The organism is Lacinutrix sp. MEBiC02404, from assembly GCF_053601575.1.
Genome location: NZ_JBSHNV010000189.1, coordinates 21,162 through 43,330, shown reverse-complemented (window position 1 = coordinate 43,330; position 22,169 = coordinate 21,162). Strand labels below are relative to the sequence as shown.

General features: G+C 33.4%; 26 protein-coding genes. 8 read left to right on the top strand and 18 right to left on the bottom strand.

The genetic code is table 11. The features are described 5' to 3' along the window. Positions 1-131 precede the first annotated feature (131 nt). The 5 genes from ACVCXO_RS11100 to ACVCXO_RS11080 all read left to right on the top strand — a co-directional run bounded on the left by ACVCXO_RS11100 (position 132) and on the right by ACVCXO_RS11080 (position 4,358). The gene (locus tag ACVCXO_RS11100) at positions 132-1,232 is read left to right on the top strand and encodes a DUF4407 domain-containing protein (protein ID WP_452229655.1); all 1,101 of its coding nucleotides are present in this window, start codon (positions 132-134) and stop codon (positions 1,230-1,232) included. 98 nt (positions 1,233-1,330) lie between these two features. Further along, positions 1,331-2,290: an ornithine cyclodeaminase family protein gene (locus tag ACVCXO_RS11095; protein WP_452229654.1), complete on the top strand. Its 960-nt coding sequence runs from the start codon at positions 1,331-1,333 to the stop codon at positions 2,288-2,290. Between the two features lie 99 nt (positions 2,291-2,389). Continuing rightward, positions 2,390-2,560 (top strand): proline racemase family protein, encoded by a 171-nt coding sequence (locus tag ACVCXO_RS11090; protein WP_452229853.1) that lies wholly within the window; start codon positions 2,390-2,392, stop codon positions 2,558-2,560. A gap of 11 nt (positions 2,561-2,571) precedes the next feature. After that, entirely contained in the window at positions 2,572-3,003 is a 432-nt protein-coding gene (locus tag ACVCXO_RS11085; protein ID WP_452229653.1) for a YybH family protein, read from the top strand. Between the two features lie 29 nt (positions 3,004-3,032). Next, positions 3,033-4,358: a S28 family serine protease gene (locus ACVCXO_RS11080; RefSeq protein ID WP_452229652.1), complete on the top strand. Its 1,326-nt coding sequence runs from the start codon at positions 3,033-3,035 to the stop codon at positions 4,356-4,358. A gap of 39 nt (positions 4,359-4,397) precedes the next feature. On the opposite strand, the gene ACVCXO_RS11075 is transcribed toward ACVCXO_RS11080, so the two are convergent. From ACVCXO_RS11075 to ACVCXO_RS11040, 8 genes are all read right to left on the bottom strand, one after another. Continuing rightward, complete coding sequence (locus tag ACVCXO_RS11075; protein WP_452229651.1) at positions 4,398-5,606, bottom strand: M24 family metallopeptidase; 1,209 nt, start codon at positions 5,604-5,606, stop codon at positions 4,398-4,400. Between the two features lies 1 nt (position 5,607). Continuing rightward, positions 5,608-6,906, bottom strand: a complete 1,299-nt coding sequence (locus tag ACVCXO_RS11070; protein WP_452229650.1) for an aminopeptidase P N-terminal domain-containing protein — start codon at positions 6,904-6,906, stop codon at positions 5,608-5,610. 1 nt (position 6,907) lies between these two features. Further along, positions 6,908-8,155: an NAD(P)/FAD-dependent oxidoreductase gene (locus ACVCXO_RS11065; protein WP_452229649.1), complete on the bottom strand. Its 1,248-nt coding sequence runs from the start codon at positions 8,153-8,155 to the stop codon at positions 6,908-6,910. A gap of 13 nt (positions 8,156-8,168) precedes the next feature. After that, the gene (locus tag ACVCXO_RS11060) at positions 8,169-8,438 is read right to left on the bottom strand and encodes a DUF3781 domain-containing protein (RefSeq protein ID WP_452229648.1); all 270 of its coding nucleotides are present in this window, start codon (positions 8,436-8,438) and stop codon (positions 8,169-8,171) included. Between the two features lie 76 nt (positions 8,439-8,514). Further along, positions 8,515-9,525, bottom strand: a complete 1,011-nt coding sequence (locus ACVCXO_RS11055; RefSeq protein WP_452229852.1) for a 4-hydroxyproline epimerase — start codon at positions 9,523-9,525, stop codon at positions 8,515-8,517. Positions 9,526-9,594: 69 nt separating this feature from the next. Beyond that, positions 9,595-11,178, bottom strand: coding sequence for an aldehyde dehydrogenase (NADP(+)) (locus ACVCXO_RS11050; RefSeq protein WP_452229647.1), 1,584 nt, complete (start codon positions 11,176-11,178; stop codon positions 9,595-9,597). 37 nt (positions 11,179-11,215) lie between these two features. Beyond that, positions 11,216-11,479 carry a DUF1272 domain-containing protein gene (locus tag ACVCXO_RS11045; protein WP_452229646.1) on the bottom strand — a complete coding sequence of 88 codons (264 nt, stop codon included), beginning with the start codon at positions 11,477-11,479 and terminating at the stop codon, positions 11,216-11,218. A 156-nt stretch (positions 11,480-11,635) separates the two neighbouring features. Next, on the bottom strand, positions 11,636-12,553 hold the full coding sequence (locus ACVCXO_RS11040) for a dihydrodipicolinate synthase family protein (protein ID WP_452229645.1): 918 nt from the start codon (positions 12,551-12,553) through the stop codon (positions 11,636-11,638). A gap of 139 nt (positions 12,554-12,692) precedes the next feature. Between ACVCXO_RS11040 and ACVCXO_RS11035 the strand changes: the two genes are divergently transcribed. After that, complete coding sequence (locus tag ACVCXO_RS11035; RefSeq protein WP_452229644.1) at positions 12,693-13,541, top strand: AraC family transcriptional regulator; 849 nt, start codon at positions 12,693-12,695, stop codon at positions 13,539-13,541. Between the two features lie 248 nt (positions 13,542-13,789). Here the strand turns inward: ACVCXO_RS11035 and ACVCXO_RS11030 are convergent, their stop codons facing one another. The 10 genes from ACVCXO_RS11030 to ACVCXO_RS10985 all read right to left on the bottom strand — a co-directional run bounded on the left by ACVCXO_RS11030 (position 13,790) and on the right by ACVCXO_RS10985 (position 19,992). Next, a complete protein-coding gene (locus tag ACVCXO_RS11030) occupies positions 13,790-14,368 on the bottom strand; it encodes a PhnA domain-containing protein (protein WP_203460054.1) in 579 nt (192 codons plus the stop codon). A 63-nt stretch (positions 14,369-14,431) separates the two neighbouring features. After that, the gene (locus ACVCXO_RS11025) at positions 14,432-14,710 is read right to left on the bottom strand and encodes an STAS domain-containing protein (protein WP_452229643.1); all 279 of its coding nucleotides are present in this window, start codon (positions 14,708-14,710) and stop codon (positions 14,432-14,434) included. Positions 14,711-14,764: 54 nt separating this feature from the next. Next, a complete protein-coding gene (locus ACVCXO_RS11020; protein ID WP_452229642.1) occupies positions 14,765-15,043 on the bottom strand; it encodes an STAS domain-containing protein in 279 nt (92 codons plus the stop codon). A 140-nt stretch (positions 15,044-15,183) separates the two neighbouring features. Then, positions 15,184-15,546: an MmcQ/YjbR family DNA-binding protein gene (locus tag ACVCXO_RS11015; RefSeq protein ID WP_452229641.1), complete on the bottom strand. Its 363-nt coding sequence runs from the start codon at positions 15,544-15,546 to the stop codon at positions 15,184-15,186. A gap of 36 nt (positions 15,547-15,582) precedes the next feature. Next, a complete protein-coding gene (locus ACVCXO_RS11010) occupies positions 15,583-16,194 on the bottom strand; it encodes a DUF4230 domain-containing protein (protein WP_452229640.1) in 612 nt (203 codons plus the stop codon). Between the two features lie 47 nt (positions 16,195-16,241). Then, a complete protein-coding gene (locus ACVCXO_RS11005; protein WP_452229639.1) occupies positions 16,242-16,994 on the bottom strand; it encodes a cyclase family protein in 753 nt (250 codons plus the stop codon). A gap of 10 nt (positions 16,995-17,004) precedes the next feature. Next, positions 17,005-17,475 carry a hypothetical protein gene (locus ACVCXO_RS11000; RefSeq protein WP_452229638.1) on the bottom strand — a complete coding sequence of 157 codons (471 nt, stop codon included), beginning with the start codon at positions 17,473-17,475 and terminating at the stop codon, positions 17,005-17,007. Positions 17,476-17,566: 91 nt separating this feature from the next. Further along, positions 17,567-18,718 carry a radical SAM family heme chaperone HemW gene (gene hemW / locus ACVCXO_RS10995; protein WP_452229851.1) on the bottom strand — a complete coding sequence of 384 codons (1,152 nt, stop codon included), beginning with the start codon at positions 18,716-18,718 and terminating at the stop codon, positions 17,567-17,569. Positions 18,719-18,802: 84 nt separating this feature from the next. After that, positions 18,803-19,357: a crossover junction endodeoxyribonuclease RuvC gene (ruvC, locus tag ACVCXO_RS10990; RefSeq protein ID WP_452229637.1), complete on the bottom strand. Its 555-nt coding sequence runs from the start codon at positions 19,355-19,357 to the stop codon at positions 18,803-18,805. Beyond that, a complete protein-coding gene (locus ACVCXO_RS10985; protein ID WP_452229636.1) occupies positions 19,357-19,992 on the bottom strand; it encodes a cell envelope biogenesis protein OmpA in 636 nt (211 codons plus the stop codon). The genes ruvC and ACVCXO_RS10985 overlap by 1 nt, the downstream gene beginning before the upstream one ends. A 38-nt stretch (positions 19,993-20,030) precedes the next feature. Here ACVCXO_RS10985 and ACVCXO_RS10980 point away from each other — a divergent pair, with 38 nt between their 5' ends. After that, positions 20,031-21,002 (top strand): lysylphosphatidylglycerol synthase domain-containing protein, encoded by a 972-nt coding sequence (locus ACVCXO_RS10980; RefSeq protein WP_452229635.1) that lies wholly within the window; start codon positions 20,031-20,033, stop codon positions 21,000-21,002. Then, the gene (locus ACVCXO_RS10975) at positions 20,999-22,147 is read left to right on the top strand and encodes a glycosyltransferase family 2 protein (RefSeq protein ID WP_452229634.1); all 1,149 of its coding nucleotides are present in this window, start codon (positions 20,999-21,001) and stop codon (positions 22,145-22,147) included. The genes ACVCXO_RS10980 and ACVCXO_RS10975 overlap by 4 nt, the downstream gene beginning before the upstream one ends. The last annotated feature ends 22 nt before the right edge of the window (positions 22,148-22,169 follow it).

Genomic DNA, 22,169 nt, shown 5'->3' with positions numbered 1-22,169 from the left:
TATCCATTTTAATATGCAGACCCTTCAGGTTTTAAAAACCTGAAGGGTCTTTTTTTTGAGAAAAACTGTAACAAAATAGTATAGTTAGCGTTCTAATAGACAATCATCCATCCATCAAAATCAATCTAATCATGTTAAAACAATTTTTCATTATCTGTTCTGGCGCAGACACCAACATTTTAAAAGACTGCTCAAATGGCGAGCAAAATAAATATGCAGGAATTGGAGCCACTGTATTTTTTACAGCAGTTATGGCTTTTATAGCTTCTAGTTATGCGCTTTTTACTGTTTTCGATAACCTATATGCTGCCATCTTTTTCGGTTTAATCTGGGGATTACTCATTTTTAATTTAGATCGTTTTATTGTTTCTACCATAAAGAAAAGGGAACGTTTTATAGATGAATTTATCCAAGCATCACCAAGAATGGTATTGGCATTAATCATCGCTATTGTAATCTCAAAACCGTTAGAGTTAAAGATTTTTGAAAAGGAAATTAATCAAGTCCTTTTAGAACAAAAAAACGAACTTACGCTAGCCAATCAAGACCAAATTGCTTTACAATTTTCTCCAGAAACGGAAGCTTTAGAAAAGAACATCAGCACTTTACAAACCCAAATCGAGACTAAAGAAACAGAGGTTAATGCATTATATGACATCTTTATTAATGAAGCAGAAGGAACTGCTGGAACTAAACTTTTAGGAAAAGGTCCTGTGTACAAAGAAAAACGAGATAAGCATGATATCGCTTTAGCGGAATTGCAGGAATTAAAAACAACCAACAAAGAAAAAATAGCAACCACCGAAACGCAAATCGCACAACTTAAAACCGATTATGATACACAAATTGCAACCACACAACCTATTATTGATGGTTTTGATGGTTTAATGGCAAGAGTAAACGCATTAAATGAATTGCCTTGGCTACCAAGTCTATTCATATTCTTATTGTTTTTAGCAATTGAAACCTCTCCTATTATCGCAAAATTACTAGCACCAAAAGGAGAATACGATTTTAAGTTTGAAAACGAAGAACATAAAATTAGAACCTGGACCACACAACAAGTGCACCAAGAAAAAAGAATGCTTGATGCAGATAATTCCATAAACGATAAAGTGTATAAAGACATTGCAGCAGAGGAAGAGCTTTATGCTTATAAAAAGAAAATGGCTCGCGAGCTTATGAAAAAACAACAAGATGCTTTTTATGCCAAACAAACGAAGATATTATAAAATAGGAAACATCAACTAGTACTATATGAACCATAATAAATAGAATTTTATTCGATTACCATATATATAGTGATTAAGATTTCATTACTTTTAAAGTTATGAAAAACATACTACAAATCGATGCGGATTTCATGGAACAAAATACTGTTTTTACAGAATTGATTCAAGAAATAAAACAGTGCTTTTCCAATAAGAGCATTCTGGTACCCATGCGTCATCATCATGATTTTCCAAATCCAACAGTTAACAAAGACTCCTCTCTTCTATTAATGCCTGCATGGCATCCAAATAAAAATGCGGGAGTTAAAATAGTTACAGTTAGTCCAGAAAACGGTCCATTTAATTTACCAGCTATTCAAGGAGTCTATATTTATTTAGATGCCATTAAAGGAAATATTAAGGCCATATTAGAAGCGAAAAGTTTAACCGCTAAGCGCACAGCTGCGGCTTCGGCTTTGGCATCCGTTTACTTATCCAAACAAAATGCAAGTAGCATGCTAATGATTGGAACAGGTGCTTTATCCGCTAATCTAATTCAAGCACATGCTTCCGTAAGGCCTATACAAACCGTTTATATTTGGGGAAGAAATTATGAAAAAGCGAAAGCAATTGCTTCCAGCTTAAAAAATGAAAACTTCACCGTTCAGGCCATCCAAACTATCGAAGAAAAAATAGCAGATGTAGATATTATTTCCTGTGCTACACTTTCTAAAACACCATTAATTCTAGGTGCATATTTAAAAAAAGGACAACATATTGATTTAGTTGGCGCGTATAAACCGGACATGCGTGAAGCTGATGATGCTACCATTAAAAAAGCTTCCGTTTATGTAGATACTTTTCAAGGCGGATTAAAAGAAAGCGGTGACATTGTTATTCCACTAAAAAATGGAACGCTTAAAGAGGAAGACATAAAAGGCGATTTATTCGGCTTAACTTCTAACACAACCAAAGGCAGACAGAACGAAAATGAAATTACCGTTTTTAAATCTGTTGGACATGCTATAGAAGATTTAGCTGCCGCTAATTATTATTATAATAAATTTACAAATGCATAAAGCATATCCAAATACACTTTGGAAAACGGATTTTATTCCGCCCGAAAATTGGTGTATCTAAAAACCATTGAAATGTTTACTGGCGGATAAACTAGTACCATTGAAAGTATTACAGATTCTGTTTTTAAAGGTTCTATAATTTCTGAAGAAGATTATGGTACTTTCAAAGCTGTAATTCCAGAAGTAGAAGGAACCGCATATACAACAGGAATACAAACTTTTTTAATAGATCCTAAAGATCCCATGAAAGATGGATTTATTTTAAAATAACACTTCAAACTATGAAAAAAATAATTCTTTTACTTTGTCTAATTAGTGTTACCATTTGTAATTCTCAAACTACGGTAAAAGAAGACCAAGAAGCTATTGTAGCAGTTATGAAACTACAAGAAAAAGCTTGGTCGAATAATGACTTGGAAGGTTTTATGCAAGGCTATTGGAAAAGTGATTCTTTAAAATTTTATGGTAGTAACGGTATCACAAAAGGATGGCAACAGACTTTAGACAACTACAAAAAAGGATACCCTACAAAAGAATATGCTGGGACTTTAACCTTTACAATAAAGGATATTTCAAAAATTAGTAATGGCAATTATTGGGTTATGGGAGCATACTATTTAAAACGAAAAGTAGGAGATGCTAATGGTGTTTTTATGATTATATTTAAAAAAATAAATGGGAAATGGAAAATTGTAGCAGATACTTCTTGCTAATTTTCTAAAAAACTAAAAACAAGACTAACATGAAATATATTCGATCGTACTTTTTAATATCTTTAGTAATATTATTTATTAGTTGTAAAACTTCGCAAGTTGCAGATAAAACTCCGACTGCAATTGCTATCGAAGTTTCAAATTTCGAAAAATTGGCTTCCATAAAAAATGTGGTAAGCATTGAAAAACATGAGCAATCCAGTCATTTTGATGAAAATTACGAAATCTGGTTTCAACAACCAATAGACCATAACGACGTATCTAAAGGCACATTTAAACAACGTGTATTTTTAGGTTTTGAAGACAAAAACAAACCTGTAATTGTAGAGCTTCGTGGTTACGGAATTGGCTCAGAAAAAGCCGGCGAACTAGCAGATCATTACCAAGCAAATCAATTAGCTATTGAACATCGTTACTTTAATAATTCGCGTCCTGAAAATATAGATTGGAATACGTTAACCATTGCGAACGCCGCGAAAGACCAAGAATATATTATTACTGCCATAAAAAACGCAATATATCCTGAGGCCAAATTTGTTACGACAGGAATTTCTAAAGGTTGCCAAACGACGATGGCGCACCGAAGATATTTTCCGAAAAATGTAGATGCAAGTGTCTGTTATGTTGGTCCGTTAAATTACCAAAGAGAAGATCCTAGAGTGTATTCGTTTCTAAAAAATGTAGGCACAAAAGAAGCTCGTGAAAAGATTACAGCCTTTCAAAAAGTATGCTTTGAAAACAGAAGCGCCCTTTTAGAAAGGATGAAAAATGTTGGAGAAGAAAAAGGCATGACTTGGGAGTTTGGTGTAGAGAAAGCGATAGATTATACCATCTTGGAATACGCATTTGCTTTTTGGCAATGGGGAACTCCAATAGATAGTATTCCTACCGAAAATCTAACTATTGAAAACATCTACAACCACTTAATAGATGTTGTAGGTTATGGTTTTTTTGATGAAAAATCTGTGGAAGCTTTACAACCTTATTTTTGGGCTGCTTTGACAGAACAAGGGATTTATGGTTATGAAACCGCTCCTTTTAAAACCTATTTAAACACCGAAGAAATTTACAAATTTGATTGGGCTTTTCCGGAAGGCGTTTCCAAAAACTACAATCTAAAACCGATGCAAGAAATTAAATCTTTTTTAGATACTTCTGCAGAAGACATGTTGTTTATTTATGGCGAATATGATTCTTGGAGTGCAACTGCTGTGGAACTTACTAAAGATGCTTCCCAAAGAGAAGTTTATAAATTTGTAAATCCAAAAGGAAGTCACACTACAAGAATTAAAAGTTTTGATCCGGAAACCAAAACTAAAATTTACAGCATTATTGATGGTTGGTTAAAAGAATAAGGTAGAAAATGAGTAGCGATACATTTTCTTCCGATTTCTCTAAACACCAAACGGATTATCGATACTATGCATTGGCTTTGTAAACCATTTCGGACCAGCATTAGTCATGTAAATATGATCTTCTAATCGGATACCAAATTTGTCTGGAACGCAAATCATTGGTTCATTACTAAAAGTCATTCCTGCTGTTAAAACGGTTTTGTCGTTTCTAACAATATATGGCCATTCATGAATTCCTAAACCGATGCCATGTCCTGTTCTATGTGGTAATCCTGGCAATTTATAATCTGGCCCTAATCCGTGAGATTCTAAAACCACTCGAGAAGCATTATCCACATCCGCACAAGTATTTCCTAATTGTGCAGCATCAAAAGCAGCTTGTTGTGTTTCTTTTTCAATGTTCCAAATACGTGTTTGTTCTTCATCTGCTTTTCCAAAAACATAAGTTCTTGTGATATCGGAAATATAATCATGCAGCATACAACCTGTATCTACCAAAACCACCTCGTTTTCTTCTAGATCTTTTGGGGTTTTTACACCATGCGGAAAAGAAGAATCTACTCCAAACAGTACAATACAGAAATAAGATCCGGAAGTCGCTCCATATTTTATATGTGCATCGTTAATAAAATCGGTTACTTCTTTTGCCGAAATTCCTACGTATAAAATTCTTGCTACCGCTTTATGTACTTCTAAAGTGATGTTCATAGCATGTTGCATAATAGCAATTTCTGCTTCCGACTTAATCATTCTACAACCTGCAGTAATAGCTTTCGCACTCACTAATTCATAAGCATCTTGACAACTTCTAATACCGTCAAAAACAAAAAATGGTGTTGCTTCATCCATAGCAATTGCTCCAGACGCTACGCCGTTTGCCTCTAAAAGTGTTGCAAATAATTGGTAAGGAGATTCGTGTTCTTCCCAACCATGCACCGTTCCTTCTATTAGCATAAAGTCAAAAATAGTTCCTTTTTCAAATTCCGGAGCAATATAAATTAGCTTTCCATTTGGAAATAATAGAGCACCAACCATGCGCTCACTTGCATTCCATTTCATTCCTGTAAAGTAGAATAAATTGGTACCAGCATTTAGATACAACGCAGGAACATTTTGCTCTTGCATCATCCGACACGCTTTGTCCATTCGTTGCTGAAATTCTTCTTTTTGAATGGGCTGTACTAAATGCGCTGTCGATTTAATTGCTGCTAATTCTGCTTTTATTGTAGATCCTCCTATTCCTATCATACTATTTTTTATTATTCATTAAAGCTTCAATGTCTTCAATTTCTATTGGCATTGCTTCCGTTAAATTGCTATTTCCGTTTTCAGTAATTACATAATCGTTTTCTAATCTGCAACCAATTCCTTCCTCTGGAATATAAATCCCAGGTTCGCAAGTAAGTACCATTCCTATTTCTAACGGACGAGAATACAAGCCAACATCATGTACATCTAATCCGATATGATGTGCAGTACCATGCATGAAATATTTTTTATACAATGGTTTTTCTGGATCCTGATTTGCTACTGCATCTGCATTTAACAATCCTAGTTTTATCAATTCCGCTTCTACCAAACTTGCCATTTGAGACTCGTAATCTGCAGGAAGTACTCCAGGTTTTAAAAGCTTAGATCCTTCTTTTAAACAATGTAAAACAGCGCTATATACTTCTTTTTGTCTTTTGCTAAATTTGCCATTTACCGGAAAACAGCGTGTAGTATCACTATTATAATTCGCATAGCAAACGCCAAAATCCATTAACACCATTTCGCCATCTTTACAAATAGCATCGTTGGTATTATAATGCAACGCACAGGCATTTTTACCAGAAGCTACAATAGGTTTAAAAGCATGTCGTACAGCACCAGACTTCACTAAATTATAGATTAGTTCTGCTTCTAACTCGTATTCGTTTATATCTGGTTTACATACTTTCAAAACGCGCTTAAAACTAACAACACTAATATCTGCAGCTTTTTGCATTTGTGCAATTTCTACTTCCGATTTTATTGGACGCAGATCTCTCGTTATTTTTGCCGCTCTATGATACGCGTGTAAAGGATATTTCTTTTTACACCATTGAATCATTCGATCTTGCTGGGTTTCTTGATCTTTTGTTGCACGTTTTAAATATTCATTATGCCCAAGATAAAAACCGTCTGCTTCAAAAGCCATGTATTGCAAAAGCATTTCGAAGTCTTGCACCCATTCTACTCTAGAAATTCCAGAAATATCCGTTGCTTGATTTTTCGTTAGTTTTTCACCATCCCAAATTTTTATTTGCTCATTGGTTTCTTTGACAAAAAGAATGGCTTTGTTCTCTTTTTTATGCGCGTCTGGATATAAAACCAGAATGGTTTCTTCTTGGTCTATTCCCGACAAATAAAACAAATCATTGTTTTGCGTAAAGCCCATAACATCATCTGCATTATTATGCTTAACGTCATTGGATGTTAGGATAGCAATTGTATTTGGTTCCATTTTAGAAATAAAATGACTTCTATTTTTTTGGAATAAAGTATTCGGAATTGGTTGGTATTTCATATTAAAATTTTCTATCTGGGTGAAAAGAATGTAAATTTAATGAAGTTTTCTTATCTGAAATAATTTCGGAAACTAATTTTCCCGTTGCTGTCGCCATACTCCAACCCATCATTGCGTGTCCTGTAGCTATAGATAAATTGTTACATTTGGTAGATTTACCTATATACGGCAATCCATCTGGTGATACTGGTCGTAAGCCAGCAGCTGCACTGTTTTTCTCTTCTTCCGTGAGTTTTATTTCTGGATAAAAACGAGTCGCTGCATTGGCAATAGTATCTACCCGAACTTTATTAATAGTGTGATTTATTCCTGCAATCTCCATAGTACCTGCAAAACGCGTAAAACCGCGCATTGGCGTTACAGCAACTTTTGCTTCGGCCAAAATGGACGGCATTGTAATTCCTGTTTGCTGTGTTGTATTTATTCGGTACCCTTTTCCCGCTTGCACTAGTAATTTAATTCCTAATTTCTTGCTTAAAATAGGACTCCAAGAACCTGCAGCCAACACAAATTCATCTGCTTTTACTATTTGTTTATTTGTTTTTACTTCCAAAATACGTCCATTTAAAACGTTTACATCTTCCACTTTTTCATTGGTATAAAAGGTAACCCCAACATTTTTTAAATGCGCTTTCATTTCTTTCATAAATTCCTGTGGTGTTGTATGCGAGTCACATCGATAATAGGTTGCTCCTTTTACATTTAAGTTTACATTGGGTTCTATTTTTTTCAACTCCGATAGAGATAATTCCCTGGCGTCTAAACCTTCCTTTTTTGCTAAATGCGCTGTTTTCATTTCCTCTTCTAGCATCGCTTCCGTTTGACATAACATTAGTAATCCTTTCTTTTCATAATGGAATGTAAAGTTTTCATCACGCTTAATAGCATCATACAAATCCTGACTTAATAGCGTAATTGCTTTTATAGCTGGAATTGCTTTTTTAACGTGATTGGCGGTACACAATTTATTAAAAGCTAAAGTCCATTTAAAAAAATCGACATCTAATCTTGGTTTTATATATAACGGACTAGAAGAATCCAACATCCATTTCAGGCCTTTTTTCATAACTCCAGGTGCCGAAAGTGGCACAAGATGACTGGGTGATAAATAACCAGCATTTACATAGGACGCACCAGAATCTAGATTAGACTGATCTATTATCGTTATTTGAAAACCTTCTTTTTGAAGATAATATGCAGAACATAAGCCTATAATTCCGCCACCAATAATCACTACCTTTTTTGACATTTGCTACCTTATTTTAAGCTTCTTTATTTTTAATTTTGTCCACAGTAATCACTCTAAACGTATTAGAATTTATTGTAATTCTTATCTGATGTTGGCTATTTGAAATATAGAAGTTCTTTCCTGTTTTTTTATAGTATTCTAGATCGGTTTCTTTTAACACCTTTTTTATAAGCGTCTCACTTTCTTCTTTTGAAAATTGGGTTCCCAGCTTCTTATTAATTCTTTGATACACCAATTCTGTATAACAATGTTTTTCTAAAATTTCACTCTTGTTTATTCTCATTTCTTTAAAATACTTTTTTAAAGTGTATCCTTTTAGAGACCTTCTAACGTTAAAAAAACCACGAAGATCTGAAGAATTAAATCACTTGAAAACCTAACGCATATGGATCATCTGCAGCATCAATAGTAATGGTATTATACCCGAATACTTTTGCCCAACCTTGAATACTTGGCACTATCGCTTTCTTGCCATCTAAAAGAGTTTCGGCTTCTACGCGCCCTATAAATTTACTTCCTATAAAGCTTTCGTGTACAAATGCTTCTCCAATTTTTAATTTTCCTTTAGCATAAAGCTGTGCTAATCTTGCCGAAGTTCCTGTTCCGCAAGGACTTCTATCTATTGCTTTATCACCATAAAACACAGCATTTCTTCCAGATGAAGTTACATCAATTGGACTACCTGTCCAAAGTATATGTGTAACATCTTTTATCGTTTTATTTTCCGGATGTATAAATTGATTGGGGTATTTCTCACGGATTCTATCTCTAACTATTTGCGAATATTGAATGATTTTAGAAGCTGTATAATCTTGTACTCCAGAAAAGTTTTTTTGCGGATCTACAATAGCATAGTAGTTTCCACCATAAGCAACATCAAACATTATTTCTCCTAATTCTGGACATTCAATCGTTAAATCTTGTGCAGCTAAATAACTTTTCACATTGGTAAGTTTTACCCAATCTACTTTATTATTGGTTTGCTGATATTCTATTTCTACCAAACCTGCAGGAGCTTCCATTTTAATTTTTCCTGGTATTTTAGGCACCACCAAACCTTCTTCAATAGCAATTGTAATCGTTCCGATGGTGCCATGGCCGCACATTGGTAAGCAGCCAGAAGTTTCTATAAACAGAATTGCAAAATCGTTTTCCGAGGTATGCGGCGGATATAAAATACTTCCGCTCATCATATCATGACCACGAGGTTCAAACATTAATCCTTTACGAATCCAATCGTATTCTTTTAAAAAATGCTGGCGTTTTTCGCTCATAGAATTACCTATTAAATTTGGACCACCACTTTTTATTACCCGTACTGGATTTCCGCAAGTATGTGCATCAATACAAACAAATGTATTTTTCATAATTATCTTCTGTAAAAAGGAAAACCAATTAAAAATACCTACAAGGTTTTAAAACCTTGCAGGAAATTAGATTTATATTTTAGCTATTGTTTGTTTGTTATTTACACATCTAGAAATCTGCAACGGATTCTCGTTTTTTAGTTCGTTTGGCAGTAATTCATTCGGCCAATCTTGATAGCTAAAAGGTCTTACCCAACGTTTTATGGAATGTATCCCAACTGCTGTAAAACGACTATCGGTTGAGGATGGATATGGACCGCCATGTACCATGGAAGGACAAACCTCCACTCCTGTTGGAACACCGTTAAAAATAACACGTCCGACGCGATTTTGTAATGCTGCAATTACTTTAGGATAATTAGAAGCCTCTCCAGAATCGGCAATTAAAGTCCCTGTTAATTGTCCTTCTAATTGAGAAATTATAGTTTCTAATTCTTCGGCATTTTCACATTGTACAACTATAGAATACGGTCCAAAAACCTCTTGATGCAAGGTTGGGTTTTCTAAAAATGTTGTACCAGAAACGGTTGTAACCGTTTGTTTTGCATAATTAGTTTTCACTTCGGATTCATAATTCGCTGTAACCGTTAATTCGGCTTGTGAAATTGCTTTTTGTTTATTGCTTTCATACGCAGCACTAATGTTTGGATGTAACATTACGGATGGTTCTATCTTTATAATTTCATTGGACAAATTCTGAATAAAGCTGGATAAATTTTCGCTTTCAATACCAAGTAATAAACCAGGATTTGTACAAAATTGCCCTGTTCCTAAAGTGATAGAACCTGCGTATGTTTTTGCTAAACCTTCTTGTCTATTTTTTAATGCTTCCGGAAGTATTATTACGGGATTGACACTTCCCATTTCTGCAAATACAGGAATTGGTTCTTCGCGTTTTGCAGCCAAATCATATAAAGCACGTCCGCCACGAATACTACCAGTAAAGCCAACCGCTTTTACGCCAGGATGCTTTACTAATTGTTGTCCGACTTCGATACCACTAGAATTTAAATTGGAAAAAACACCATTAGGCATTCCTGTTTTTTGTGCTGCTTTTAGAATTGCAGAAGCCACTAATTCTCCAGTTCCTGCGTGCATTGGATGCGATTTTACAAGTACTGGACAACCAGCTGCAAATGCTGCTGCAGTATCTCCACCAGCAGTAGAATATGCTAACGGAAAATTGCTTGCACCAAAAACAACTACAGGTCCTAAAGGTACTAGCATTTTACGAATATCAGATCTTGGCATTGGTTGACGTTCTGGTTGCGCAGTATCTATTGCTGCTTCTACCCAAGAACCCTCTTTTACCAAGTCTGCAAAACTGCGCAATTGTCCAACAGTCCTACCTCTTTCTCCTTTTGCACGTCCTTCTGGCAATCCGGTTTCGGAACAATAGGTTTGAATTAATATGTCATCTAACGCTAAAATTTCATCGGCGATGGCATTTAAGAATGCTGCTTTTTTTTCTCCTGAAGTATTTCGGAAAGTTTTAAAAGCATCGGATGCTAAAGTTACCGCTTCCTCTATTTCTTCTGGAGTTGCTTCTGTAAAAACATGTTTATTTTCAACATTTAATTGCGGATTAAATGTTCTGTATGTTTTATCTCCAGATGCAGACTGTTTGTTTCCTATGTAGTTTTTTCCTGTTATCATAATCCCTTATAAATCTCCCAAAAAAGGAAGGTTTCTTTTAGTTATTCATTCGTTTTAAATTTGCTTCTATATCTACTAGTTTGTGAACCAATTTAGTAGATGCTGGATATTTTTGTAATACTACTTCTGGACGGATTGGTCGTTTTTCAAATCCGCCACCACAATTCGGACAAACATGTTCTAAAATAGTATCTACACATTCTTTACAAAAAGTACACTCGAAGGTGCATATCATGGCATCTTGCGCATCGAATGGTAGTTTTTTATTACAATTCTCACAGGTTGGTCTTATTTCTAGCATTATTTTATGTTTGTTAACTTGCTTCTTTCATGTTCTGTATTTGTGTTAAGGATTGCAACGGCATCCTTTTTTTGCTGCCATATATGGCAAAAAAAGATATAGCGTAAAGCCTGACCAAACGCAGCTTAAGCGAAGTTTGGGAACACCCAAAACCCTTTACAAATTTTTATAATCTGGCAATGTTGGTCTACTTTTTAGTGCCTCTTCAATTACTTTTAATACGTGTATACGCTCTTCGCCATGAAGCGGTAATCTTGGTGCTCTAACGTTTTCTGTACCAATAGCTGTTGCCATTTCTGCGAGCTTAATGTTTTGCACTAATTTAGGATTTATATCTAACTCTAATAATGGCATAAACCAACGGTATATTTCTATGGCTTCTGGAATTCTTCCTGCTTTTTGAAGTTCATAAATAGCAACGGTTTCGGCTGGAAATGCACATACCAAACCTGCGACCCAACCATCGGCTCCCAGAATCAAGCTTTCTAGAGCGATTGTATCTACGCCTGTCATAATTTTTAATCGATCACCAAAGCGATTTTTAATTCTTGTAATATTAGTGGTATCTCTAGTTGATTCTTTTACAGCCTCAATATTTGGACAGTTTGCTAAAAGTTCTTCAAACATATCTAGCGTTACTTCAATTTTATAATCTACAGGATTATTGTAAATCATTATAGGAAGTTTCGTGCTATTTGCAATTGCTTTAAAGTATTCTACAACTTCTCTATCTCCCGCATTATAACGCATTGGAGGCAAAAGCATTAAACCTTGCGCACCATCTTCTTCTGCTTTTTTCGCGCATTGAATAGCGTCTTTTGTAGTCTGTTCTGCAATATTTATTAGCACTGGAATTTTACCATTCACAAACGCTACGGTTTCTCTGGTTAGGATTCTTTTTTCACTATCGGTTAAAGTACTTGCTTCTCCTAAAGTACCACCAAGTACAATACCATGTACTCCTGCATCTAGTTGTGCCTGAATATTAATTTTAAAAGTTTTAAGATCTAACTCGTCGTTTTCTGTAAACTTTGTCGTTACTGCTGGCATTACGCCTTCCCATTTTATACTCATAATTTCTACGTTTTAAAGTGGTAAAATTACTAGAATACGTTTGTATTTATTGATAAGGTTTTATCCATATATGATACTATATTATTCTATTTGTAAACGTTTAAACTATATAGGAATAGTATTTGCGTATATTTGTACTATGAAAGTACTACCTTTTAAAATACCGAAACCGGAGCAAGATGCTTTAATTTTTCAAATCGATGCAGGAGAATCTTTTTATGATAAGCTACACCAACATGAAGAAATTCAGTTAAGTTTTATTGTAGAAGGCGAAGGAACTTTGGTAGTAGGAGATACTGTGAATTATTATACGAAGAATGATATTTTAATCATAGGAAGCAATATTCCACATGTTTTTAAGAGCGATTCGAAGGTGTCTATAAAATCACATATGCTTTCTTTATTTTTCACGAAACAGTCTTTTGGTGCTCCTTTTTTTGAATTGGAAGAGTTAAAAGAACTACAGCATTTTTTTAAACGCGCAAGGCATGGTTTTAGAGTTACCTCGAAACAGGAGCAAATAAAGGCTTTGTTTTTGCAACTAGAAAACGCATCGAAACTAAATAGATTTCTTGCACTATTTCAGCTACTAGAAATTACATCGAAAGCTAATTACAAAAGTTTATCTTCTTTTATTTATGACAAGAAATATAGCGACAATGAAGGCTATAGAATGCGTAATGTTTTTGAATACACGATGAATAATTTTAATAAAGAGGTTACTTTAAGTTCTATTTCTGAAGTTGCCAATATGACCAAAAATGCCTTTTGTAAGTATTTTAAAAAGAGAACGAATAAAACGTATTTTCAGTTTTTAAATGAATTGCGCATTGAACATGCGAGCAAACTTTTACTTTCAGGAAACAGGTATTCGACTACAGAAATAGCAGAGCTTTCGGGTTTTAATAATATTTCGAATTTCAACCGACAGTTTAAGGCGATAAAAGGAAAAAGTCCGTCGCAATTAAAAAGCAATAAAAACAATTAGGAAGTATTAGAAAAGAGAACTTCGTCTAATTTCTAACTTACTTATATATAACAATCTATTTACGTTAAGAATAGAAATTCGACTATCCATAGATAGTTCTAGCCTTTTTCAGGTTAGTTCGCATGTTTTGTGTTTGCAATACAAAAGGTATGGAGAACTCGTAAAAAAGATATAGTAGATAGCCTGACGTTTTGTAATCCTACAAGATTTTTTCACCTTGTAGGATTGCAAAAGCTAACGTCATACTATTATATTTTCTTAACGTACTCTGTAATTATAACGGTTAGTGTTGGACCAACTTTACCTTCAATATAGGTTTCGTTATCGCGGTCTAAACGTATATTTCTAACAGCAGTACCTTGTTTAGCAACTTGGCTAGATCCTTTTATTTTAAGGTCTTTTATTAACACTACAGAATCTCCAGTTTCTAGAACAACCCCATTTACATCTCTGTGAATTAGTTTTCCTTCTTCATCTTCTCCTTCACCTGTAGATTTAGCAAATTCTAAAACGTCTTCTTCCAGATACATCATGTCTAACAAATCTTGTGGCCATCCTTCTTTTCTTAAACGGGATAACATTCGCCATGCTGCAACTTGGACTGCTTGGTGTTCGCTCCACATACTATCATTTAGACAACGCCAATGATTAGGATCTGTACTTTCTGGATCTTCTATTTGATCTACACATGTTTTACAAGCTGTAAGTGTTTCTATTAGGCTTTGATCTTTTCTAGGCGCTAAAGTATATAGTTGTAAATGCTCTTCATTTTGGCATAATTCACACTTGCCATCTGCTCGTTTATTTAATTCTCTTTCTAAACTCATTTCAGTAAATTTTTGAAAAACAAAAGTACGTTTATTCCAACAATACAGCAAGAAGAAATGGTGTTAAGCCACTTGACTTGATTTAAAGCGATTGGATACTTGACCATTACCCAAGCCAACTATAGAGAGTTTTTTGTTTTTAGAAAGTGCTTCGTTATGTAATTGCGCTATGGCAACTACGCCCTGATTATCTATTGCACTTAATTCTTGTAGATTTAAGATAACATCATCTGCTTGATTAAAAATATCTTTTAATCCGTTTTTAAAAATGGATATATTCATCTTTATCAGGTTTCCTTTTACCCTATATATATTGTCATTATTTGTAATTATAAGTTTCATGGTTTTGTTTTTTAGTAATAGAATTTGGTGCTATAATCGAATACTTACTATTAATTACGCTGCGTCAATAGTGGTGATATGATCGAATATTTCTTTACTACCTAAACCTGTAATGAAAAAGGGTTTATGTGCTTTTAAGGATTGTTTGTAGATATCTTCGAAAGCAGAGACGCCTTCATTATCTATACTTTTAAGTTCGTCAATATTTATCACCAATTCATTCGTGGTGCTAAATATATTTTTGAAATAAATTTGAAATTTTTTTACGTTTGTTTTGTTAAGAATTCCTGTAACTATAAACGCGTCAAGTGAATTTGTGATTTCTAGTGCCATCTTTTAAATGTTTTAAATTATAAAATATTAAGCGCTATCAATCTCTGTAAATATGTGATTTATTATTAGTTACACCTAATATGTTCGATGAACTGCGGTATAAATTGTTGAATGCGAAAAATCGCAATATTATTCATACATCAGGATAAAGAATCGCGAAGCTTTTTAGATAACCCTTTAACAACCATGTCATAAGAATGATTAATTAGTTGTATTACAAACGAAGGTTGTAATTCGGTGGTATGTATTTGTATGGTATTCCAGTGTTTTTTACTCATGTGATAACCTGGTTCAATACTTTGGTATGTTGCACGAAGTTCTTGTGCATACTCTGGATCACACTTTAAGTTTATAGATTGCGTACCGACTTCCCAACCTTTTAAAGAAGTTAAGGCAAACATTTTACCTAGCACTTTAAATACCAGTGTTGTTTCATCAAAAGGAAAATGTTCTGTAACTCCTTTTTTAGCTAGGCAATATTCTCGAAGTTGTTCTATATTCATAATAACACACCAGCCTTTCCAGCGAAAAGGAGAATTTTAATTTTTCAATTTTTTCACAGGAGCTTCTTCTAGTTTTAACGCGGAATAATCGAGTTTCCAACCAATAGTTTCTACTATACTTTCCATTAAATTGATGGTTTGTAAAGCTTCTTTTTGTGCGGCTTGTATTAAACCACTTTCGGGAACTTTGTCTAAAATATGTTGTTTAGCCTCTTGGTTTAATCCGGTTAAATCGGAAGCTTCAAACTTATTAAAGTAACCGTCTTTTTTATCGTAATAATTCAAATCCGTTTCTACAGATAATACTTCTGGCTGCGGAAAATGTGCTAGAATAATCCGTTTGTTTTTATTATCTGCTTCCAATTGAATTTTACTTAAATCATAGCCAACATATGCCTTAGCGTTTATTACTATTAATGCTTTCTTCTTACTATTTACCATTTTTAAAAAACGTTCTTTCACATCTTCGTAATGGTAAATTTCAGCGAAATCGCCTTCCACAGTTATAAATTTACAAACTGTTTTTACTTTGTCTAATAATAGTAGCGATTGCGAGTTTACAAGTTGTTTATTTTTAAACGATTTAAAATAAGTAACAACACCTAAACTTGCTAATACTCCTATAATAATTCCTAAAAAGGCTTCCATTTATTTGATTGGTTTTATTCTATAATAAGCAATTAATGTACCAAAAATTAATCGTTTAAAAGTGCGTATAAAATTGGTTTACTTGGTGAAGCATCGTTTTCAAAAGGAGCTATCTGTAAATTAAGAAAATACGTGCCATCTTCCACATTATTTGGTACAAAAATAAATTCGGTTATGGTTGCGCTCAATCGCACTTTTCCTTTGGTATTCCAAAAAGCATTATGCGCTAAAAGCTTGCCTTCATCTTTTTCTTTATCCACACTTGGTAAATCTATAAGTAAATGCTCCACGCCTTTTTCTCTTAAATAAACTGCTGCATCTTCTAATAAATAAGGCGGATTGCTATGTGAATATTGCGCAGACAATTTCTCACTTGTATTTGGCAACGTACGTATCACTACCGCTTTTCGTTTTTTGTTTCCTAAGGCAAATTGGATCTGTTTTTTAGAGATTACAAAGTCGTCACCTAGTTTTTCTGGAGCTACAGTAATGACTTCCGCTAGAAAGAAAAACTTCTTTAAACTTGTATTTACAGAGTGTACTTTTTCTACAATATGACCAACACATTCAGTATGTGTACCATGCGCATGCGGATTGAAACATATATTATTAAAATTGATGCTTGCACCTTCTTTTACACTTGCTATCCAACCGTTATCTTGAACTGGCTCTATTGTCGGTTCCTTTAAATACCATGCATTTACATTTTTTACAGATGCTATTAGCGGAATAGAAATATCTAATGGTTTAGAAAAATCTATTTTATATTTTTTTGAATTGGTTTCTATGGTTGCTATCATTTATTCTTTTTTATCGTTCATAAACATCGCTAAAAGTTGCTACTCCGGAATCTGTAACTATAGTCGTTTTAATCTGTAAAAATGAATCATCTAACACTTCTATTGTCTGTTTTCTAGAAGCAAACAATTCAAATTCTTGTACAGAAACGCCATTGCCTTGAATAATAATTCCATCGGTTAATTGATAAAAAAATAACTCATTATCTACAATATTATAAGTACCTGTGTATTTATAAGTACTCGTTTCATTATTACTACAATCTATATTTCCTGAATTTAGAAGTTGATAACTTAAATCTTCATTAAACATAAAACTATTTTGATCTTGACATTGACCAAATTCATACCAAACACCTGCAATTCTTGCTTTATTAGAAATGGTTAAAACACTTTCATTATCTTTATCGTGGGATGAACTACAATTAAAGATTAGTAAAGTAAAAATTATAATAGATAATTTTGAATAATTTTTTTTACTCATTTTTATAAATTGACTTTAAATTAGTCTGAGATAATTCCATCATCTAATAAATTCTTTTTTTAGTGATTTTTAATTTTTATACCCAAATATACTAAATCATAAATAGCTGCGAAGCAATTCCGTCTACTAAAAACTTACCTTTTTGCGTTGTTTTTAACTTCTCGATACTATTTTGATTCGCATCAAAATCACTCGAAGTGACAAGTAATCCTTCGTCAATATATTTTTGTGAAGCCTGCAATAAATATTTTTTATAATCTACTCCAAAATCGTTTTCTACTTTTTGTAAGGAAACACCCCAAATAGTACGTAATCCTGTCATTACGTATTCGTTATATTGGTCTTGAACACTTAAGATTTCTACTGTATTTGGTAGTTTTTTGTTTTGTATAGATTGTATGTATTTGGTATTGTTTGCAACATTCCAACTACGTTGTGTTTTGTTAAACGAATGTGCCGACGGACCAATACCTAAATAGCTTTTACTTTGCCAGTAACTTGTATTATGCTTAGAAAAATAGTTGGGTTTACCGAAGTTTGAAATTTCATAATGCACAAAACCTTGCTTTTCGGTTTCGGCAACCAAATGATTAAAATGTTCTAATGCTAGCTCTTCGTCTATTGGTGGATAACTTCCTTTTTTAATAAAAGTAGCTAATGCCGTTTTAGGTTCTACCGTTAAAGCGTAGCTTGAAATATGATTCACGCCAAAACCAAATGCCTTTTGTAAGTTTGCATTCCATTTATCAAGAGGCATATCTGGAATCCCATAAATCAAGTCAATTGTAATATTATCGTAATATTGCGTTGCTAATTCCAGACACTTTTCTGCTTCTTCTGCATGATGTGCTCTGTTCATGCTTTTCAAATCGTCTTCAAAAAAAGACTGAATACCAATACTCAATCTATTGATTGGTGTTTTTGATAATGCTATAATTCGCTGTTCGGTTAAATCGTCTGGATTTGCCTCTAGCGTAATTTCCGGATTTGCAGAAACTTTGTAATTCTTATATACCGATTCTATTAACAAAACTAATTCCTCATCAGTAAGTAATGACGGTGTTCCTCCTCCAAAATAAATAGTTTCTACTTCTTGATCTTGCAATTCGTTTTTACGAAGTTCTAACTCTAAAATTAGTGCATCTATTAACTCGTCTTTCTTCTTCATAGAAGTAGAAAAATGGAAGTCGCAGTAATGACACGCTTGCTTGCAAAATGGTATGTGTATGTATATGCCTGAGATAACTTTTGGTTTTAGGTTATAATTTATTTAAAAATAGATTCCGCATCCGGTGCGGAAAGACAAATTAAAAACGATTCTATGCAACTACTTTTTCACACGATCTTCGTTCTGTTTTACAAAAGCATCCCAACCAGAATAACTTTTACCAACCGTAACTTTATTTGAATTATAAAAATGGCAAACTGCAGCAGCCAAACCATCTGTAGAATCTAAATTCTTTGGCAAGGTTTTTAAACCTAACAAACTTTGAAGCATTTTTGCAACTTGTTCTTTACTCGCATTACCATTTCCGGTAACTGCCATTTTTATCTTTTTTGGTAGATATTCGGTAATTGGTATTTCACGGGAAAGACCTGCAGCCATTGCAACTCCTTGCGCCCTACCAAGCTTCAGCATACTTTGTACGTTCTTCCCAAAAAAAGGAGCTTCAATAGCAATTTCATCTGGATGATGTGTATCAATCAATTCGATAGTACGCTCAAAAATAAGCTTCAGTTTTAGATAATGGTCCTTATATTTCTTTAAATCTAATTCGTTTAATTGCAAGAATTCCATCTTCTTGTTCCGTACTCGTATTAGTCCGAAACCCATTATGGTCGTACCTGGATCTATTCCTAAAATAATTCTGTCTTCGTTCATTATTCACAATAATAACAACCACTTAATGAAATAGAAATACCAATAGTTGCTGTTAAAAGGTTTCCGTTAAAAGTTCCAAATCCATCACCAATATTATCATAATCACCACTAAAGGCATAAATATAAGAAGTGTCTAAAAACAAAGAAAGGCTTTGGGAAATTCCGTAATGAAACTCCAAACCAGCCATTGCATTTAAAAAGGATTCTTTATTATCTGTATACTCTCCTAATGGTTTTACAAAAGTAAATCCTGGTCCGGCATGGGCTATAATAGCATAGTTTTGCGGTAATCGAATAAAACTACCAAGGTCATAAACCGCCTGTACATTAACTCTAGAGTAGTTTACTTTAAATTCTGGTGAATTGCTTGCATTAGAAAGTCGGTTATAACCAAAGTCTAATTTAGCGCCAAGGTTTCTGCTAAACATACGTTGTAAGCCCATATGAACTGTTGGGAAATTTATAGGTTTTGCTTCAAAGGTAGAAACAAATGCGCTTTGACTCGGACTATTAATTCCGACAGCAAATTGTGCCTTCCAAGTGCTTGTTTCGCTTTGTGAAAATCCAGAAAACGATATAAAACTTAGTAGTACAAAGAATATGGCGGACTTAAATATTTGAATTGGTATTATCATAAGGCAATATTGTTTTAATTTGCGCATTTTAGCACATCATGTATAGAACATTACCATACAAAACTAAACAATTCTTTTTTGTACTTATTAAATTAAGTATTGTAATTGGTGCTTTTTATTTTATTTATAATAAACTAACCACAAACAACGATTTAGACTTCAACGAATTTGTTGCTTTTTCGAACCAAAACAATGTTTTCTCTTTAAAAAACGTGATTTTTTTACTTTTTATAAGCATTTTTAATTGGTTTTTAGAAATTTCAAAATGGCGAATTTTAGTATCTTCTATTAAAAAAATATCTTTTTATGAAGCCTTAAAACAAAGTTTAGGTGCTTTAACAGCGTCACTTTTAACACCAAATCGAATAGGTGATTATGGTGCTAAAGCTTTATATTTTACTACTGAACACAGAAAACGGGTTGTCCTTTTAAACTTTATTGGAAACATGATGCAAATGTCCATCACCTTGCTTTTTGGTATTTTTGGTTTGTACTATTTTGCCATGGCATATCCGGTCGATTTTAACTTTTCAAGAGTACCGCGATTCTTAATTATTATAGCCGTTATTTCTATATTTTCTGTTTTAGGGTTAAAACAAAAACGTTTTAAAATAAAAGGGTTTTCTATAGAGAAAGTAAAAAGTTTCGTTAAAAATATTGCAAGAAAAATAATAGTGTCCAGTTTTATAGTATCGCTTTTAAGATACTTGGTTTTTTCGTTTCAATTTTATTTTTTACTTGATCTTTTTGGTGTTGGCCTTTCGTATTTTCAAGCCATGATTGCCATAACAAGTATGTATTTAATTTCGTCTGTAATTCCTTCCATATTTATATTAGACGTTATTATTAAAGGAAGTGTAGCTGTTTATATTTTTACCAAAATTGGTATCGATGCATTTACCATTCTAAGTATTATTCTACTCATGTGGATTTTAAATTTCGTACTCCCAAGTATACTTGGGAGCTTTTATGTGCTTACCTTTAAACTTCCAAAAAACAAAGCAGAATGATCCTTTTACTATTTGTTGCTATTACCATTGCTTACTTATTTTTAATAGGAAGTTTAGCCATTGGTTTTGATAAAGTAAAGCCTTTTTCTTTGGAAGATGTAGAAGTTAAAACTATGTTTTCTATACTAATTCCGTTTAGAAACGAAGCTGAAAATTTACCGAAACTTTTAAAATCTATTGCAGCCTTAAAATACCCGAAACATTTATTTGAAGTTATTTTGATAGATGATGCTTCTGAAGATAACTCGGTTGCAGTTATTAAAAACATTCTCGACACCCATTTATCTGCCGACAAATACACTCGAACTAACATAAAGATTATTAAGAACAAACGAAAAAGTAATTCACCTAAAAAAGATGCTATCACTTCTGCCATACAAATTGCGAAACACAATTGGATCCTTACCACAGATGCAGATTGTATTGTATCCAAATTTTGGCTAGATACTTTAGATGCGTTTATACAGAAAAACGATGCGAATTTTATAGTTGCTCCCGTCACGTATAGCCATGTAAATTCATTTTTAGATCGCTTCCAATTACTAGATTTCTTAAGCCTTCAAGGTGCAACCATTGGTGGTTTTGGGTTACATAAACCCTTTTTATGTAATGGCGCAAATTTAGCGTATAAAAAAGATTTTTTTAAAACGGTGAACGGTTTTCAAGGGAACACGAATATTGCAAGTGGAGATGATATTTTCTTATTGGAAAAGGCTGTAAAACAAGATGCTAAAAAAGTACATTATTTAAAATGTGAACACGCAGTTGTAACTACCGAAGCTGAAAAAACGATTAGCAAATTAATTTCGCAACGTGTACGTTGGGCTTCAAAATCTGCTAATTATAAAAATAGTTTTGCTAAAATAGCCGGGCTAATTGTTTTACTAATGAATGCTTCCCTTATTGCTGCATTGACAGTTAGTATTGTTGGTGTTTTTAATTTTAAAATACTTTTATATCTATTTTTAATCAAGTGTAGTATCGACTTTTTATTGTTGTTTAAAACGGTTCGTTTTTATCATCAAGAATCTTTTTTATCGTCTTATTTATTCAGCTGTTTTCTATATCCCTTTTTTAGTGTTTACGTTGTTTTTGTTTCCATTTTTTCTAATTATAAATGGAAAGGTAGGGCTTTCAGCAAATAACTGTTTTCCCCTTTATATTTTG